At 40.0% G+C, this 16,024-nt stretch carries 19 protein-coding genes; 8 read left to right on the forward strand and 11 right to left on the reverse strand.

The genetic code is table 11. The features are described from left to right. The first annotated feature begins 155 nt into the window (after positions 1–155). From ACQYAC_RS08825 to mnhG, 7 genes are read left to right on the forward strand one after another with little or no spacing between them, the layout of a single operon-like run. Entirely contained in the window at positions 156–2,561 is a 2,406-nt protein-coding gene (locus ACQYAC_RS08825) for a Na+/H+ antiporter subunit A (RefSeq protein WP_429943126.1), read from the forward strand. Beyond that, positions 2,558–2,989 (forward strand): Na(+)/H(+) antiporter subunit B, encoded by a 432-nt coding sequence (locus ACQYAC_RS08830; RefSeq protein ID WP_034620105.1) that lies wholly within the window; start codon positions 2,558–2,560, stop codon positions 2,987–2,989. The genes ACQYAC_RS08825 and ACQYAC_RS08830 overlap by 4 nt, the downstream gene beginning before the upstream one ends. Continuing rightward, positions 2,989–3,330, forward strand: coding sequence for a Na(+)/H(+) antiporter subunit C (locus tag ACQYAC_RS08835; protein ID WP_058013796.1), 342 nt, complete (start codon positions 2,989–2,991; stop codon positions 3,328–3,330). The genes ACQYAC_RS08830 and ACQYAC_RS08835 overlap by 1 nt, the downstream gene beginning before the upstream one ends. Continuing rightward, a complete protein-coding gene (locus ACQYAC_RS08840) occupies positions 3,323–4,801 on the forward strand; it encodes a Na+/H+ antiporter subunit D (RefSeq protein WP_429943127.1) in 1,479 nt (492 codons plus the stop codon). Before ACQYAC_RS08835 ends, ACQYAC_RS08840 begins: the two co-directional genes overlap by 8 nt. A gap of 6 nt (positions 4,802–4,807) precedes the next feature. Then, positions 4,808–5,287, forward strand: coding sequence for a Na+/H+ antiporter subunit E (locus ACQYAC_RS08845; RefSeq protein ID WP_429943128.1), 480 nt, complete (start codon positions 4,808–4,810; stop codon positions 5,285–5,287). Then, positions 5,287–5,568 carry a Na(+)/H(+) antiporter subunit F1 gene (locus tag ACQYAC_RS08850; RefSeq protein ID WP_012011105.1) on the forward strand — a complete coding sequence of 94 codons (282 nt, stop codon included), beginning with the start codon at positions 5,287–5,289 and terminating at the stop codon, positions 5,566–5,568. Before ACQYAC_RS08845 ends, ACQYAC_RS08850 begins: the two co-directional genes overlap by 1 nt. Next, on the forward strand, positions 5,552–5,926 hold the full coding sequence (gene mnhG, locus ACQYAC_RS08855) for a monovalent cation/H(+) antiporter subunit G (protein WP_003213369.1): 375 nt from the start codon (positions 5,552–5,554) through the stop codon (positions 5,924–5,926). The genes ACQYAC_RS08850 and mnhG overlap by 17 nt, the downstream gene beginning before the upstream one ends. An 86-nt stretch (positions 5,927–6,012) precedes the next feature. On the opposite strand, the gene ACQYAC_RS08860 is transcribed toward mnhG, so the two are convergent. The 6 genes from ACQYAC_RS08860 to degQ all read right to left on the reverse strand — a co-directional run bounded on the left by ACQYAC_RS08860 (position 6,013) and on the right by degQ (position 10,891). Beyond that, positions 6,013–6,402 (reverse strand): hotdog fold thioesterase, encoded by a 390-nt coding sequence (locus ACQYAC_RS08860; RefSeq protein ID WP_003213775.1) that lies wholly within the window; start codon positions 6,400–6,402, stop codon positions 6,013–6,015. Between the two features lie 23 nt (positions 6,403–6,425). Further along, a complete protein-coding gene (locus tag ACQYAC_RS08865; RefSeq protein ID WP_058013793.1) occupies positions 6,426–7,067 on the reverse strand; it encodes a response regulator transcription factor in 642 nt (213 codons plus the stop codon). Positions 7,068–7,147: 80 nt separating this feature from the next. Beyond that, a complete protein-coding gene (locus ACQYAC_RS08870) occupies positions 7,148–9,463 on the reverse strand; it encodes an ATP-binding protein (protein WP_429943129.1) in 2,316 nt (771 codons plus the stop codon). A 57-nt stretch (positions 9,464–9,520) separates the two neighbouring features. Beyond that, positions 9,521–9,688, reverse strand: coding sequence for a competence pheromone ComX (comX, locus tag ACQYAC_RS08875; protein WP_081042274.1), 168 nt, complete (start codon positions 9,686–9,688; stop codon positions 9,521–9,523). Then, positions 9,685–10,599: a polyprenyl synthetase family protein gene (locus ACQYAC_RS08880; protein WP_429943130.1), complete on the reverse strand. Its 915-nt coding sequence runs from the start codon at positions 10,597–10,599 to the stop codon at positions 9,685–9,687. Before ACQYAC_RS08880 ends, comX begins: the two co-directional genes overlap by 4 nt. A 151-nt stretch (positions 10,600–10,750) precedes the next feature. Continuing rightward, entirely contained in the window at positions 10,751–10,891 is a 141-nt protein-coding gene (degQ, locus tag ACQYAC_RS08885; RefSeq protein WP_003213123.1) for a degradation enzyme regulation protein DegQ, read from the reverse strand. A gap of 505 nt (positions 10,892–11,396) precedes the next feature. Between degQ and ACQYAC_RS08890 the strand changes: the two genes are divergently transcribed. Beyond that, positions 11,397–11,750, forward strand: a complete 354-nt coding sequence (locus ACQYAC_RS08890) for a hypothetical protein (protein ID WP_034620108.1) — start codon at positions 11,397–11,399, stop codon at positions 11,748–11,750. Between the two features lie 30 nt (positions 11,751–11,780). On the opposite strand, the gene ACQYAC_RS08895 is transcribed toward ACQYAC_RS08890, so the two are convergent. From ACQYAC_RS08895 to ACQYAC_RS08915, 5 genes are all read right to left on the reverse strand, one after another. After that, the gene (locus tag ACQYAC_RS08895; protein ID WP_012011110.1) at positions 11,781–13,007 is read right to left on the reverse strand and encodes an EAL and HDOD domain-containing protein; all 1,227 of its coding nucleotides are present in this window, start codon (positions 13,005–13,007) and stop codon (positions 11,781–11,783) included. 139 nt (positions 13,008–13,146) lie between these two features. Further along, a complete protein-coding gene (locus ACQYAC_RS08900) occupies positions 13,147–14,616 on the reverse strand; it encodes a nicotinate phosphoribosyltransferase (protein WP_058013789.1) in 1,470 nt (489 codons plus the stop codon). Positions 14,617–14,633: 17 nt separating this feature from the next. Then, a complete protein-coding gene (locus ACQYAC_RS08905) occupies positions 14,634–15,185 on the reverse strand; it encodes a cysteine hydrolase family protein (protein ID WP_212045492.1) in 552 nt (183 codons plus the stop codon). Positions 15,186–15,245: 60 nt separating this feature from the next. After that, a complete protein-coding gene (locus tag ACQYAC_RS08910; RefSeq protein ID WP_429943131.1) occupies positions 15,246–15,653 on the reverse strand; it encodes a YueI family protein in 408 nt (135 codons plus the stop codon). A gap of 27 nt (positions 15,654–15,680) precedes the next feature. Further along, positions 15,681–15,929 carry a YueH family protein gene (locus ACQYAC_RS08915; RefSeq protein WP_429943132.1) on the reverse strand — a complete coding sequence of 83 codons (249 nt, stop codon included), beginning with the start codon at positions 15,927–15,929 and terminating at the stop codon, positions 15,681–15,683. Positions 15,930–16,024 lie beyond the last annotated feature (95 nt).

Genomic DNA, 16,024 nt, shown 5'->3' on the forward strand with positions numbered 1-16,024 from the left:
TGATAAAATATTTTTTGTGGTCAAAAGAACTCAAAACAAATACAGTTTGCTGTAATTCAGTTCAAACCAATGCACTATGTCTGTATTTACGCTATAATTTTATTTACCAGTTCTTTAGAACGTGAATTTATATTGATTGAAGGAGGTTTATTTTCTTGCAGCTTATTCACTTCGCCATCCTATCGCCTTTTTTGCTTGCGTTTGTTGTGCCTTTTCTTTTTAAATACGTAAAGCGTATACATACAGGGTGGTTTGTTCTTATCTTGCCTATTCTATTATTTAGCTATTTTGTCCAAATGATGACGATGACATCAAATGGACGAACGTTATTTTCACAGATGGAGTGGATTCCTTCTCTAGGAATGAATTTCACTGTGTATGTAGACGGTCTTAGCTTGTTATTTGCGCTATTGATTACAGGTATTGGTGCACTTGTCGTCTTGTACAGTATTTTCTACTTATCGAAGGAAAAAGAACAGCTCGGCTCTTTTTATACGTATTTGTTAATGTTTATGACCGCTATGCTCGGTGTTGTTCTGTCTGACAATATGGTGGTTCTTTACTTGTTTTGGGAGCTGACAAGTATCTCTTCTTTTCTACTTATTGGATATTGGTATAAACGGGATCGCTCACGTTATGGAGCGACAAAATCGCTGCTTATTACCGTTTTTGGCGGATTGGCTATGCTCGGTGGTTTTATCCTCCTCTATCTGATTACTGATTCATTTAGTATTCGTGAAGCAGTTAATCAGCTTCAGCTCATTATGGCATCACCTTACTTTATCCCTGCCATGATCCTGATCTTACTAGGTGCCTTTACAAAATCAGCGCAGTTCCCATTCTATATCTGGCTGCCTGATGCAATGGAAGCACCTACCCCTGTGAGCAGTTATCTGCATTCTGCCACAATGGTCAAAGCCGGTATCTACCTTGTAGCCCGCTTTAGTCCCATCTTTGCTATATCAGAGGTATGGTTTTGGACCATATCCATCGTTGGACTTGTGACGTTATTTTGGGGATCATTCCACGCCGTTCGTCAAAACGATTTAAAAGCTATCCTTGCCTTTTCTACCGTTAGTCAGCTCGGGATGATCATGCTTATGCTTGGTGTTGGAGCAGCTGCAATCCAAGAAAACAACCCCGCCTTTTTCGGCGCGGCCGTTCTCGCTGCGATTTTCCATTTAATTAATCATGCCACGTTTAAAGGCAGTCTCTTTATGGCGGCTGGTATCATTGATCACGAAACCGGCACTCGGGACATTCGGAAGTTAGGCGGTTTAATGACCATTATGCCGATTACCTTTACGATTACGTTAATCGGTACATTTTCAATGGCTGGTCTACCGCCATTTAACGGTTTCTTAAGTAAAGAGCTGTTTTTCACAAGTATGATACGCATTTCTGAAATCAGCTTTACAGATATTTCGACATGGAGCGCTATTTTCCCAGCCATTGCTTGGCTCGCCAGTGTCTTTACGTTCATTTACAGTATGATGCTTCTCTTTAAAACATTTAGAGGCAATCTTCAGTTAGATCAATTAGAGAAAAAGCCGCATGAAGCACCGATTGGTATGCTCATCCCGCCAATTATCCTTGCTGCACTTGTGGTCACCTTTTTCTTCTTCCCAAATATTCTAGCTTATTCTGTCATTGAACCTGCAATTGCAGCCATTATTCCGGATGCGATTGATCCAGAAAAACGGTTTGTGGTCAAAATTGAAGCATGGCACGGCTTTCAGAAAGAGCTTTATATGACAATAGGTGTTGTAGCTTTAGGAATTATCGGATATTTGACGTTGTCAAAATGGCGTCCAATCTACAATATCTTTAAGGAAAAATGGTCATTTAACTCCTTATATGACCGTTCACTGATCGGCTTAGAAAAAGGCTCCTATCGCCTAACAAGTAGCTATATGACCGGTTTCCTTCGTGATTACCTTGTCTATGTGTTTGGGTTCATGATTATCGTGCTTGGGGGCGTGATGTTTTATCAGAATGCCTTTTCATTTAATATGGAGAATGCTGCTCCAATAGGCACGTACGAGGTCATTCTGTCATTAGTGATGATAGCAGCAACCCTCACGACGGTGTTTGCTCGTTCTCGCTTAACAGCCATTATCGGACTAGGCGTTATGGGGTATACGCTGTCACTATTTTTTGTTATTTTCAGGGCACCTGACCTTGCCCTCACCCAGTTAATAATTGAAACAATTTCTGTTGCACTGTTTTTACTTTGCTTCTATCACTTGCCTCAACTGAGCATGAAGCAAAAAACGAGGAAATTTAAAATGACCAATCTCATCATTTCAGTAGGTGTTGGAGTCATTGTGACATGCCTTGCTTTCGCTTCCACAAGCAATCAGTCACTTGATACGATTGCGTCTTACTTTATTGAAAACAGCTACAAGCTTGCAGGCGGAAACAACATTGTCAATGTCATCCTTGTTGATTTCAGGGGCTTTGATACACTGTTTGAAATTACCGTGCTGGCGATTGCGGCACTTGGTATTTATGGATTATTAAAGACACAAGGAAAACGGAAGAGAGGAGTGCGCCGATGAGAAAAATTGATACGAATGATATGCTTTTACAAGTCACAACTAAAATCACTGCATTCATCATCCTGCTCTTCTCCCTTCACCTGTTTCTTGCGGGACATAATAACCCAGGCGGAGGATTTATTGGCGGATTAATGAGTGCCAGTGCTGTCGTTCTTCTGCTCTTAGCCTACGATCTGAAAACAGTTAGACGCATTCTGCCGTTCAACTTTATCTATGTTGCAGCGACTGGGCTGCTCGTCGCGATCCTGACGGGTATGGGATCATTTCTATTCGGTGCACCTTTTCTATCCCATGCATTTGATTATTTTCAACTGCCGTTTTTAGGGAAAACAGAACTGGCAACAGCCGTACTGTTTGATATCGGTGTATATTTGGTTGTTGTCGGTGTCACCATGACCATTATTCAAACGATTGGAGAGAAGGAATAATGGAATTTCTAATGTCTATTATCGTCGGTATTATTTTTATGACGGCGACCTATTTAATGCTTTCAAAAAGCCTACTGCGGGTCATCGTCGGCACTGCTGTTTTGAGCCACGGCGTCCATTTGCTTCTTTTAACAATGGGTGGCTTAAAAAAAGGAGCCCCTCCCATTTTAACTGAGGGAATCACATCCTATGTAGACCCATTACCACAAGCATTAATTTTAACAGCCATTGTCATTGCTTTTGGTGTGACATCCTTTTTACTTGTCATGGCCTTCCGTGCCTTCCAAGAGCTGCGAACAGATGACATGGATCAAATGAGAGGAAATGATCAGCATGAATAATCTCGTGATCCTGCCAATTTTAATACCATTATTAGCTGCTACACTCTTGATCTTTATGAATAAGAACATCATGCTCTCAAGAGGCTTTAGTGTGTTTGCTTCACTCTCAGCCATTGTCTGCAATGTGTATTTAGTCCAAACCATCTTTACTAGCGGGATTCAAACCCTCTATTTAGGAGGTTGGAAAGCACCATTTGGGATTGCCCTTGTGGCCGATCAATTTGCTGCGCTCCTTGTACTGACCGCTTCCGTCGTTGGACTAGTGACAGTTCTTTTCTCCTTTCAAACGATTGGGAAGGAAAAGGAGCGGCTGTTCTATTACTCTGGCGTGCAATTTTTGCTCGCTGGCGTAAGTGGTGCCTTCTTAACAGGCGATATTTTCAACCTGTTTGTATTCTTTGAATTACTGCTGATGGCATCATACATGCTTATTGTGCTGGGCGGATCAAAACCGCAGCTTCGAGAATCACTCAAATACATTGTGTTTAATATCATCTCATCGGCTTTATTTATCGTCGGTGTCGCTTGTTTATATGCAGTCACTGGTACACTGAATATGGCTGATTTAAGTGTGAAGATTGCTGAATCAGGGCAAACAGGATTAATCACTGTCATTTCCATTCTGTTCATGATTGTATTTGGCTTAAAAGCTGGGATCTTCCCGCTTTATTTCTGGCTTCCAGGATCATATCATGCACCACCAGCAGCGATTTCCGCTCTATTTGGCGCTTTGCTCACAAAGGTTGGTTTATATGCGATTGCCAGAGTCTTTACGTTAATTTTTATACACGATACAGGGTTCACCCATACACTTATGGCGTGGCTGGCCGCACTGACGGTGATATTTGGTGTGATAGGCTCGATTGCTTATTCGGATGTGCAAAAGATTGTGATCTATAACATTGTTACAGCCGTTGGGGTCATTTTGTTTGGGATTGCAGCCAATACACCCGCCTCACTCCAAGGGGCCATTTATTATCTCATTCATGACATGGTGATTAAAGGTGCTTTATTTATGCTGGCAGGTGCACTCTTTGTGTATGCTGGCACAAATCACTTGAAAAAGATGGGCGGACTAATTCAATCTCAGCCCTTATTAGGGTGGATGTTTTTCATATCGGCTTTATCACTAGCAGGAATCCCGCCTCTGAGTGGGTTTGTTGGAAAGCTAAAGATTGTAGAAGGCGGCTTTTCGGCTGGTCACATGACCTTTTCTATCCTTGTCTTACTGTCCAGCCTACTTGTCCTTTATTCGATCATGAGGATTTTCATACTCGCATTTTGGGGCGAGGAACAAGATACACGAAGAAGGAAACCGTCGGTTAAAGGAATGGTGTACCCTGGTGTAATGCTTGTGATCTTGTCACTTGCCATTGGGTTAGGGACAGAGTTCATTTCCCCTTATATTAATCAAGCAGCGGAAATGCTCTCAACACCCGAAAAATATATTCAAGCTGTGCTGAAGGAGTAGATGAACATGGCCTTTCAAATATTATTAAACGCTCTCCTCGCCTTTACCTGGATGTTTATGAATGATACATACAGAGCAGCAGACTTTGTATCAGGGTTTGTACTAGGGATGGTCGCCATTTTTATGCTTCGGCGATTTTTCCCACAGCGTTTTTACGGCTATGCCATTTATGCAATTTTCAAGCTCTTATTGATTTTTATTCGGGAGCTGCTTCTTGCCAATTTAAGTGTATTAAAGACCGTATTATCTCCAAAGCTCACAATTAAGCCCGGTATTTTTGCCTTTCGTACGGACTTGAAAACGGATTGGGAAATTAGCATCCTTTCTAACATGATTACATTGACACCAGGTACATTGGTCATAGATATTTCTGATGATCGTTCGATTTTATATATTCATGCAATGGATATTGAAGATGCAGAAAAAGCCATTCATGATATCCGGGTTTCATTTGAAAAAGCGATTCAGGAGGTGAGTGGTAAGTAATGGAGATCATCTTACAAATTTCACTTGGTATTCTTGCCCTGTCCACCCTTCTGTTTGTTATTCGAGTGATCAAAGGTCCCTCTATTCCTGATCGTGTAAGTGCACTTGATGCGATAGGAATCAATTTAATTGGGATGACAGCCATCGTTTCCATTTTGCTGAAAACGACAACGTTCTTTGAAATTATTTTACTGCTCGGTATCCTTGCCTTTATCGGCACTGTCGCTTTTTCCAAATTCCTTGAGAAAGGGGAAGTGATTGAAAATGATCGTCATCGCTAAAGCTATTGTCATTTTCTTTATTCTGCTTGGCGCCATCCTTTGTCTCATTTCAGCCATTGGCGTTCTTCGCCTGCCGGATGTTTATACACGTATGCATGCTGCATCAAAAGCATCGACACTTGGTGTTGTCCTCATATTAGTTGGGGTATTCTTTCACGAATGGTTTCTTGCAGGCATTATTTCTGCGAAGATTCTACTTGGGATTGTCTTTATCTTTTTAACAGCTCCGGTCGGCGCACACTTGATCGGAAGAGCCGCCTACAATACTGGTGTCAAGATGGACAAACGAAGTGTACAAGATGATTATGGTGGTTTTCGTAACTTCGTGATTAAACGCAAAGAAGACTCGTACTTATAAACCGAAAGAAGATCCTCACATGCGAGGATCTTCTTTTTATGAATCAATCCAACCTAAAAAAAGCTTCCGCTGCACCGGGAGCTTTTTTATATGCGATCAATGACAGCAAGTGTGCATCTTGACGTACAGATGTGCCGGTCTCGATCATCTTTAATATCAATTTGAAATACCATTGTACGGCGCCCTACATGTACCGGAACAGCCGTCGCTGTCACTACTCCATCACGTACAGATTTTAAGTGATTGGCATTAATTTCAATCCCTGAGCAAACTTGCTGAGTTAAGTCTAAATGAGCCGCAGCCCCCATGCTTGCCACTGTTTCTGCTAGAGCAGCAGATGCTCCTCCGTGCAGCAGTCCAAATGGCTGTTTTGTTCTGTGATCGACTGGCATTGTTGCTACACATCGTGACTCATTACACTCTACAATCTCAATTCCCAGTGCCTCAAGCAGTGTATTTGATCCACTCACTTCCATCAGGGTTCTCTCCCTTCACACGTTTACAACACACTTTCAGATTTTGCAATTAACACCGCTTCGGTTCGAGAGCCAACATTCAGCTTATTAAAGATGGACGTCAAGCTGTATTCAATTGAGCGTTTGCTCAAATGCAGCACATCGGCAATCTCTTGGTTCGTGTATCCTTTTTCCACTTCTCTCAGGATCAAACACTCTCGCTCTGTTAACAGCTCGTGATCGGTCTGCTGCGCCTGTTCTGGCTTTTCTTGCTGCTGTGAAATTAATTTCTTTAAATAGGATAGCTGAATGACAACTTCTCCTTGCAATGTGCGGTGTATGTATTCAATAATTTTGTCTTTTGTCTCTGTTTTACTAATTGCACCGTGCAATCCAGCCCGAATGGCCTCTTCAAAATAATCATCTACTTCATACCCTGTATAAATGATGATTTTCACTTGTTGGTTGGTTTCTAGAATTTGTTTCGCAATGTCCATCCCATTGATATCCCCGAGATTTAAATCCATCAAAATCACATCATAGATGGAAAAGTCATGCGTCTTTAAAAAGGCGGCTTCTGCATCAGGACTTAAACAATCGACTGATAGCTGTTGATCTGATTCTAATATGCTTTTTGTCCCTTCCATGACAGCCGGATGATCATCAATGACCAATATCTTCTTCATGTCTTCCTCCCTTTAAATCACTCACTTCCATTTTATATAAAAGACTTGGCAGATGCCAAGTCTTATTCCTTAATAAATCGTTACAATTCCATTTCAATTTTCACCTTCAGCCCTTTTTCAGGTGCTGTGTGAATGTGAAGCTTCCCATTTAACGCCTTGACTCGTTCTCTGATTCCAGAGAGGCCCATGCTCATGGTGTGCTGATCAAGATGGCTTGCGTCAAAACCAACTCCATCATCCTCGTAATGAAGAACAACCTGATCTTTAATACAAATCAGCATTACAAGCACTTGGCTGGCTTGAGAGTGTTTCAAGGCATTGGATAACAGCTCTTGAACAATCCGGTAAATATTAAGCTGGGAGTCAATATCAATGTCCAGCTCCTTATCAAAGCGTGTCGTATTCAGCCGAATATGAAACGGTGCTTCCTCCTGAATTTGAGAAGTCAGCTTCGATATCGCCTTCACTAAACCTAAATCGTACAGTAGCTGCGGCCGAAGTTCATGACATGTTTCTCTCGTCGTTTGAATCACCTTAGACATTTGTTCATTCCATGAGATAAGCGATTGTTCAATAGACGTTGGGCATTGATCGTTTTGGAAATTCGTTAAAAACATCTCTGACTGTCTTTTCAGCGATATCAAATCCTGCAGCACGGAATCATGAAGATCCCTCGCTAAATCGGAGCGCTGCTTTTCCTCCATCGCAAACATGACTTTTTTCAGCCAAGCGGGGTTCGCTTCACGCTGCTTCAAATCTTCAAGATGCTCCATCAATTCTTCAATCTTGACGACATTTTCTAAACTGACACTTGTGTAAAATGCCAATGTTTTCAGCCATGAGATTTCATCGCGGGTCAGCTTAGGTGTCCGTAAATTAGATAAACAGCAAATCACAAACGAGTGACCGCCCCGCTCACCAATTTTCATCATGAACCCTTTATCAAGCTCAATGATTTTCCCGACTTCCCCTAAAATATCCTGAAATTGATCCACATACTCTTTCCATAGATTGCTATCACCTGAAGATTCATCAATCTCTTCAATCTGTCCATCTGGCTTCACTTCAAGCACAAAGGCTTTATTCACAACCAGCACTTCTAAAATGGTGTATTTCAAATGATATAACACTTGGTGAAGTGATGACGCCTCACGAATGAGCTGAGTAAATTTAAACACACTGTCCTGATAATTATGCTTCTCTGAAAAACGTTTCAGCCGGAAGCGGAAATCTAGAATTTCTTTAAAATAAAAGACAGCAAGCATAAGCGCATAGGTGATTAATGCGAGCTTCAGGGTGTACTTCAAATCTTCTGGTTTCTGCAAAATGTAAAACGTGACGACAACAAAAATGGTCGGTGTAATGGCTAGAAAGCCATAGTACCTCAGTCTGCTAATCAAGAAATCCATATTGTAAAGTTTGTTCGTCATGAATTGATACACTAGAGAAAAAGGGATTAACAAAACGATTGATGTCAGAATAAAAGGATCAATCAAATACTTATCAAAAAACACATAGGGAATAACAAAAAATAGAATGAATGGACTGAACGACAAAACATTCATAATGGCAAAAAACTTTAAAACAGAACCATGTGCTGTTTTTTTATATTTCTTCATTCCTCTGATTATTAAATAAAGAGCTATTAAAACTGTTCCGAAAAAAAACAATAAACTGATGCTAGGAACATATTTTCTCAATTCAGATGACACCGATACCCCGCTATGTACAGCAAGGTCAAAAATAGGCATCAAATATAAGTACCTGATGAGCTTTGGATTCGTTAAATGCACATCAAATTCCTTGAAATATTGATAGATAAAATGAATATATAAGATAGACACACTTGATAAACACAATAGGAGAACATAATGGCTAAATTTATCACCAATTCCTGACGTACCTGCACTTAAATATCCAATACAAATTGACAATAAGAATAAAATTAATAAAAATGCAGATTTTCGTTGCGGTTCTTTGTTAATTTTAATAATAAAAAAGATACAGAATAAGCATATTGAATATAGAAGAAGAGGGATTAAATAGACAAATAAACTTTCGCGACCAATCAATGTCTTATTTTTAAGTGATATAATTTGGTTGCCTCTTTGTATATCAATTCTTTGTACATTTCTAAGCTTACCATTGATCATGTGGTCTTGAATTAAATTAGATTGTCCGTTTATCTTTAGTATAATATCTCCTTCTTTTAACCCCGACGAATAAGCTAAAGAAAGATATTCAACGTCAACAACTTCCGTTTGACCGTTTGCATTCTTTTCTACACGTGCACCATTAAAAATATCAAATACATAGATGTATGAAATATAGATCACAAATAAAAAAGATAAAAATACAAGAAACGTGGACAATTTTGTATAGGTAAGCTTCTTCATGTTTAAAAACATCCTTAAGAAAGATCATTAAATCATCATACAGTTTTGGACTTTAAATTAATACTCCCAGATGTATTTTGCACTCATATATTCTTTTTTTACCCCCTGTATAATGGCAGCAGTTGTTTGTGCGTCAGCATGAATTAAGCTGGCATTTCCAGATATCAATTCATCGACCACACCTGGGTTTTTTATTAGATATGCAATGATATTTTGAATGTTCAATCATTGCCCTCCTTTGTCATAAATGCATACAATTGTTCCCTCTTTGTTTTAGGTAAGTCAAGTTGGTCAATCCCATGCCTCATTTTTAACAGCATAATCTCTCTCATTGACACCATGTACTGAGTCAAACCTGCTTCAAGTAATTTCTGCTTCAGCTGAAATGACTTTTGTTCTGACTTATCTAGTCGATTAGAAAAGAACATAAGAATCTCTTGACTGGCATCGTTAAAGCCTCTTTGTAAATAGCTAAATGCCAGCGTTTGTTTTTTTAGAAAATCTCCGTTTGTTTTCGAAAATAACGCAAAAAAATCGTTACTGATCTGTTCAGCAACACCATAACATATTGAATATGATTCCACAGTTGCGTTGATTTTCCCCGTCGCTAAATAAGCACCCAGTACACTAGCAAGAGCTGTTAAAGATCCTGATTTTTTCCTTAAAACCTCTACACACTCTTCTTCTGTTCCATGCAAATGACGCAAATCCTCATGCTGTCCTTCCATTGACTGTTTGATGAGTTGGAACAGTTTCTCAATTAGTTGAAAATCATTTTCACCTATTGATGTGATGAGTTGGATACTCAGTGTATACAAATACGTAGAAGCATTGATGGCCACTCCTTGGTTGACGTTCATCCAAGGATAAGAATCTTTATCCTGATCTTCAATATCATCTAATATATCGGCTGATAAGATGAGAAGTTCAATCCCTGCTGCCAATTGTGTAATCGCTTGCTTGTCTTGTCCGCCAAATGCCTCATAATGCTTGTAAGCTAATTGCCCAAAGGGAAATTCATTCTTTATATCTGTAAATTCTAGAAGCAGCTTTTGTAAATCCTTCTGCCTGACTGCATGTTGAATAAAATCAGACATATTCTGCTTGATTTTTGTATTCTCTAGATAGTTTAGCATACTCGGTCTTGTCCCTCACCCTTCCGCCTTTTATTTTACTAAAAAGACATGAGCAAATGTCCACTGACATCACTATTTAACAATTATATAATAATATATCCTTTTTTTGTATGTATTTGGATAAAAAAAAGACTTGATGATTATCAAGTCTTTAAGAAATTTTCACATATTCATATTTGTCGTACTGATCAATGCTTTTGTTAATGTTATGAAGAGAAGCCGTTGTTTCTCTAATTTCGTTTTCAAGTTTCCATAATAATTGTTTAAGTTCTTCGATTTCATACTTTTCCATCGATTCCACTCTCCTTTTTTGGAAGATCAATGTATTTGTGTATGGTGATTGGGTCATAAGTATTTGATCTGTTACTAACAGTGTAAATGTAATTGAGTATTTTTTCACCGAAAAGTATGCACAAAATGTGTGCGTGATACCGCAAAATTCAATAGGTCTTTTTTCATCATTTTCTGACTTTTCAAATCATACTTTTATCTTAATTTCAAAGGAACTCCGTCATTTTTGCGACAAGAATAGGCATCATTCGTCACACTTCTCTCACAACGGAACATACGATCCCTCCTGTAACCTCGGTTTTGCGTGTTATAGGTCAGACGACAGGCCCCTTTGTGGACACCGCAATTTTTTGGCGACATTCACCGAAATTGACCGCAAAAGTACCTATTTTTATGTTGGATTTATAAAGATAGAAAGATCATTTTGATTCTTTATTCTGATTTTCTACATACATTTAGAACAGATATCCGTCCAATTTCACGTCAATGAGAGAAGAGGTGACCATGTGTTTTACTATGTTCCTTATCCTGCTTTGCAGGGTCCCGCAATGAGCCGTGCATATCCGCGCACGCCTATGACTTTTCCTCCAGTAGATGCCCACTCATTTCAACGAGCCGCAAAGGAATCAGCCCGACTTGTTGCTGATGCTTCACTTATTACACAGCAGATTTCCAGCTCCCTTTCGTTTGCACAGCGGATTATGGAGGCTGCTGAGCGCTCTGATTCGACAAGTGTCATCCGAATGCTGAAACAAATCGGTGTGAAAAGTGGTATCGACATCCGCTTTAGTCCAGAAGGCATTCGTATCTACTTGTCTCTTGCCTCTAGCAGACTTTTTCTCCTTTTACAGTGGGCATAACAAAAAAGCCGCTCTCAGCGTGGGCGGCTTTTATGATTCAAACATTTTATGACACCATTCAATGGCTTCTATATAACATCCGTAGGCTTCTTGCTTCGGGAGATTCCCATCTAACATCTCATGATCCCATTCATTTCGTTCAATCCGTTTGGCGACATCTAGCACAAATGAATAATCATTTTCATAGCCAAGCAGTGCCTCACCAACTTCATCAGAAAGTGGTAGCTCTTTTACAAGTTCTGTGATATCTGCCCTGACAAGTGTATCAATGAGAGAAAACATGCCTGTCAGCATATAAGAGGCTGGGTGCTCTCGTTCGGTACGACTTGCAATCAGTTCACACGTTTTTGCCCGAATGAAGGACATTTTAATAATTTCTTTTTGGCTTGAGTTGGCTTGAACATTCAATTCTTTAAATGAAAGAATAAAGATCCACCGCCTAATTTCATTAAAACCAAGCAGAATAATCGCCTGCCGGATACTTTTGATTTGATAAAGACGTCTCATGCCGCCTGAATTGAGCATTTTTAATAATTGGTATGATAGCGAAAGGTCACTTTCAATAAAATGGGTCACGACCTGGATATTCGGCTGTTCCTTGCTCAGCTCATTTAATAGCTGGTGATACGCATGGAAGCTGGTTGATAATGCTCGTCCTGATATAACATGCGGCTCACTAAAGAAATACCCTTGAAACAAATGGAAGCCGGCTTCTAGCGCTTCTTCATATTCTCTTCGCGTTTCCACCTTTTCTGCAAGGAAACGAAGTCGATATTTTTTATAGGTATGTAGAATTTTTCTACGTTCTTCCGATGTGGTCTTTAGAAAGTCAATTTTTAAAATATCAATGCAATAGAGGAGTTCCTCAAGCAACTTGTCACTGAAATGTGATCCGCTTAGAAAAAAATCATCAAGTGCAATCGTATATCCCCATTTTTTTAATTCCTTACATCTCATAATAAGTGCCGGGGTAATCGGGACATTTTCTAATATCTCGATCACAAGCTGATGCGGATCAAAATAGGTGAGCAGATCAGACGAAAGTAAGCTTTCGGTGAAATTAATGTAGCATCTTTTGCCTTCTGTCAATGTTTCGATGCCGATATTTAAAAAACTGTTAATAATGAGGTCCGTTGTCGCTTGGTCACCATCTTCAGCGCTATATGTATTGGTTTCACTATCTCTATAAAGCAGCTCGTATGATACGACTTGTTCTTTTCTGTTAAAAATAGGCTGTCTCGCAACAAACACCCTCAACTGCTCCAATCCTCCTTTATGCAATGACAAACAAGATGTGCTTTCAGTATACCAAATGATTGTGCTTATGGTTCATTTTGAATCGGTCAAAAAATAAAAAAAGAGATCATCTGACTTGATGATCTCCTTTCTTCCAACATTAGCTTTCATAAAGCTCTAGTTTAATTTTATTTTTCACGTCATGGATAAACTGCATCTTGTTATCCCAGCATTTTTGACTCAAATCGACTGGATATTCTTCTGGTTTGCTGATTCGTTTATATTCCTCCCAGAAAAGTCCGAGGCTCTCCTGCACATAGGCTTGAATCGTTTGAATATCCGGATTGTCATATACAAGTTTTCCTTGTTCAAAAATCGGGACATGTAGATCCTTCGCCACAAAGTTTGTGACAAATTTGCTGATAAATGTATGAACAGGATGGAACATTTTCAGCTTATCCTCACTATGAACATCTTCCTCTTCGAGCGCAATGTAGTCACCCTCAGAGTGATGATTCAATTGATTGATAATGCGGTACACACGTTTACGTCCAGGTGTTGTCACTTTCTCTGGGTTGGATGAAATTTTGATGGTGTCATTCATCTTACCATTCTCTTCAATCGACACAAGCTTATACACTGCACCGAGAGCTGGCTGATCAAATGCTGTGATCAGTTTTGTCCCAACACCCCACACATCGATTTTGGCACCCTGTGCTTTTAAATTCATGATGGTATGTTCATCAAGATCACTTGATGCAATGATTTTTGCGTCATGGAATCCAGCTTCATCCAGCATCGTTCTAGCTTTTTTAGACAAGTAGGCAAGGTCACCACTGTCTAGTCTGACACCAATAAAGTTGATCTTGTCTCCGAATTCTTTCGCTACCTTAATGGCATTTGGAATACCAGATCTTACGGTATCATACGTATCGACTAAAAAGACACAGTCTGTATGGGTTTCAGCGTATTTTTTAAATGCCGTATATTCATCGCGGTATGCTTGTACAAGTGCGTGAGCATGTGTTCCTGACACTGGGATGTTGAAGCGCTTCCCAGCACGAACATTACTTGTCGCCTGAAAGCCGCCGATGAGTGCCGCTCTTGCTCCCCACATCGCAGCATCCATTTCATGTGCACGTCTTGTTCCAAATTCTAATGCTGTCTCATCTTCAATGATTCCTTTAATCCGAGCTGCCTTTGTTGCAATCAGCGTCTGGAAGTTCACAATATTCAGCAAGGCGGTTTCGATTAGCTGCGCTTCGACAAGCGTTGCCTCGATACGCATAATTGGCTCATTTGCAAAGACAATTTCGCCTTCTCGCATTGAATGCAGGGAGCCTGTAAAGGACAACCCGCTTAAATAATCAATGAAATCGCTTTTATAACCGAGTTCGTCTTTTAAATACGCTAGATCACTTTCGGTGAAGGAGAAGTCCGATAAATATTCAATCGCTTTCTCTAAACCAGCAAATACAGCGAAGCCATTGTCAAATGGAAGCTTTCTGAAGAAGAGTTCAAACACTGCCTTCTTCTCATGAATGCCGTCTCTCCAATACGTTTCTGCCATGTTAATTTGATAAAGGTCTGTATGTAGTGATAAACTGTCGTCAATAAACCGATGCTCCAACTTCCATTCTCCTTCCCTTACTTAACCACTTTCGCACCAAGCGACTGCTCAAAGTGAGAAAGTGCCCACTCGTGCCCCGCTTCATTAAAACTCGCTACAGCATTCTCGTGAATCACAAGTTCAAAGCCTTTATTGTACGCATCAACAGCTGTATGTAGTACACAAATATCGGTACATACGCCGGCTAAATGAAGTTCAGTGATGCCACGCTCGCGCAGTTTCATTTCTAATTGAGTGCCTGCAAAAGCAGAGTATCTTGTTTTTTCCATATAGTAGACATGTTTTAAATGCTTTGACGTGTGAAATAGTGAACTTAGTTTGCCATAAAGTTCAATTCCCTTTGTCCCGCGAATATTATGGGGCGGAAATAACTTTGTCTCTGGATGATAAAGGTCTTGCTCCTCATGATGATCGACTGCAAAGACGACAAAGTGCCCTTCCTCAATAAACGAAGAAGTGATCTCTGTGATCTTAGGCTCAATCGCCTGTCCAGGCTTTCCGCATGTCAATTTTCCATCGTCTGCAACAAAATCAACGGTATAATCAATACAAATCAATGCTTTGCCCATCCGCATCTCTCCCATATGCTCTTTTGACTCATTATAGCTTATTCATTTCACTAGGGAAACCTATTCAACAGATTCGTGAGAAAAAGCCTTTTGAAACAGCTCATCTTCTATATAGATGTGCTCTTGATTGACCGCATTCGGCAGCTCTATCACAAGACCAAAAGGAGATTGTGCCTCATGATGATTCACCACTTTAAAGGAACATCCCGCGGCATTAGCCATTTTCACATATTGAGAATAAGAAGCATAGGACAACTCACCATTTAAAAGAACAGTGGCCTGACGGTTGGCCTTTAATACTTGTTCGACCTCTTGATACGGTTTATTTCGTGAGACCTGTCCTTTTGTCAGGGCAAGAAGCGCTCGTTCTCTTAATGAACCGAGAAACATTCTTCGTTCATCGGGTTTTGTTTCAGCATGTCCAAATATCCCTTGCTGCAAATAAAAGTCTACGGATTCTTCTTTCATCGCTGTTTTCACTCCTGGTTTACATATTTACATTTCTGTGACCCAGTGCACAATCTTTAGTGCAAGTTCACGGGCTTCGTCTGTTTCTGCTCTTTCCATTAAGGATTGCTCGAGCGTATGGATCAGCTGCTCTTTTTCGTCCTCGTACGCAATGGAAATACTCCATTCAATATCAGGTACGGCAACAAGCGTTTTATATTTTTTTTTATTTTCATGTAAATATACATTGTAGGTCTTTGGTTGTCCGCTTGTGATGTGTGCTTTTCTAATTTTCATTTGGCTCTGTTCACACCTCTTTTTCCTTCTTACTTCCATATCCATTGTACCATAAAAAAAGACAGCTTCAGAAAAGGAATTCCCTTTCAAAGCTG

This window comes from Bacillus sp. MM09(2025) (assembly GCF_050496725.1).
Lineage (GTDB): Bacteria > Bacillota > Bacilli > Bacillales > Bacillaceae > Bacillus > Bacillus pumilus.

What these genes read in the sequence shown, in the direction of transcription:
- ACQYAC_RS08845 (WP_429943128.1), top strand. Translation starts at nt 4,808, where the DNA reads ATGGCCTTTCAAATATTATTAAACGCTCTCCTCGCCTTTACCTGGATG.
- ACQYAC_RS08830 (WP_034620105.1), top strand. Translation starts at nt 2,558, where the DNA reads ATGAGAAAAATTGATACGAATGATATGCTTTTACAAGTCACAACTAAA.
- ACQYAC_RS08865 (WP_058013793.1), bottom strand. Translation starts at nt 7,067, where the DNA reads ATGAAGAAGATATTGGTCATTGATGATCATCCGGCTGTCATGGAAGGG.
- ACQYAC_RS08870 (WP_429943129.1), bottom strand. Translation starts at nt 9,463, where the DNA reads ATGAAGAAGCTTACCTATACAAAATTGTCCACGTTTCTTGTATTTTTA.
- ACQYAC_RS08910 (WP_429943131.1), bottom strand. Translation starts at nt 15,653, where the DNA reads ATGAAAGAAGAATCCGTAGACTTTTATTTGCAGCAAGGGATATTTGGA.
- ACQYAC_RS08915 (WP_429943132.1), bottom strand. Translation starts at nt 15,929, where the DNA reads ATGAAAATTAGAAAAGCACACATCACAAGCGGACAACCAAAGACCTAC.
- ACQYAC_RS08850 (WP_012011105.1), top strand. Translation starts at nt 5,287, where the DNA reads ATGGAGATCATCTTACAAATTTCACTTGGTATTCTTGCCCTGTCCACC.
- ACQYAC_RS08840 (WP_429943127.1), top strand. Translation starts at nt 3,323, where the DNA reads ATGAATAATCTCGTGATCCTGCCAATTTTAATACCATTATTAGCTGCT.
- mnhG (WP_003213369.1), top strand. Translation starts at nt 5,552, where the DNA reads ATGATCGTCATCGCTAAAGCTATTGTCATTTTCTTTATTCTGCTTGGC.
- ACQYAC_RS08860 (WP_003213775.1), bottom strand. Translation starts at nt 6,402, where the DNA reads ATGGAAGTGAGTGGATCAAATACACTGCTTGAGGCACTGGGAATTGAG.
- ACQYAC_RS08880 (WP_429943130.1), bottom strand. Translation starts at nt 10,599, where the DNA reads ATGCTAAACTATCTAGAGAATACAAAAATCAAGCAGAATATGTCTGAT.
- ACQYAC_RS08905 (WP_212045492.1), bottom strand. Translation starts at nt 15,185, where the DNA reads ATGGGCAAAGCATTGATTTGTATTGATTATACCGTTGATTTTGTTGCA.
- degQ (WP_003213123.1), bottom strand. Translation starts at nt 10,891, where the DNA reads ATGGAAAAGTATGAAATCGAAGAACTTAAACAATTATTATGGAAACTT.
- ACQYAC_RS08835 (WP_058013796.1), top strand. Translation starts at nt 2,989, where the DNA reads ATGGAATTTCTAATGTCTATTATCGTCGGTATTATTTTTATGACGGCG.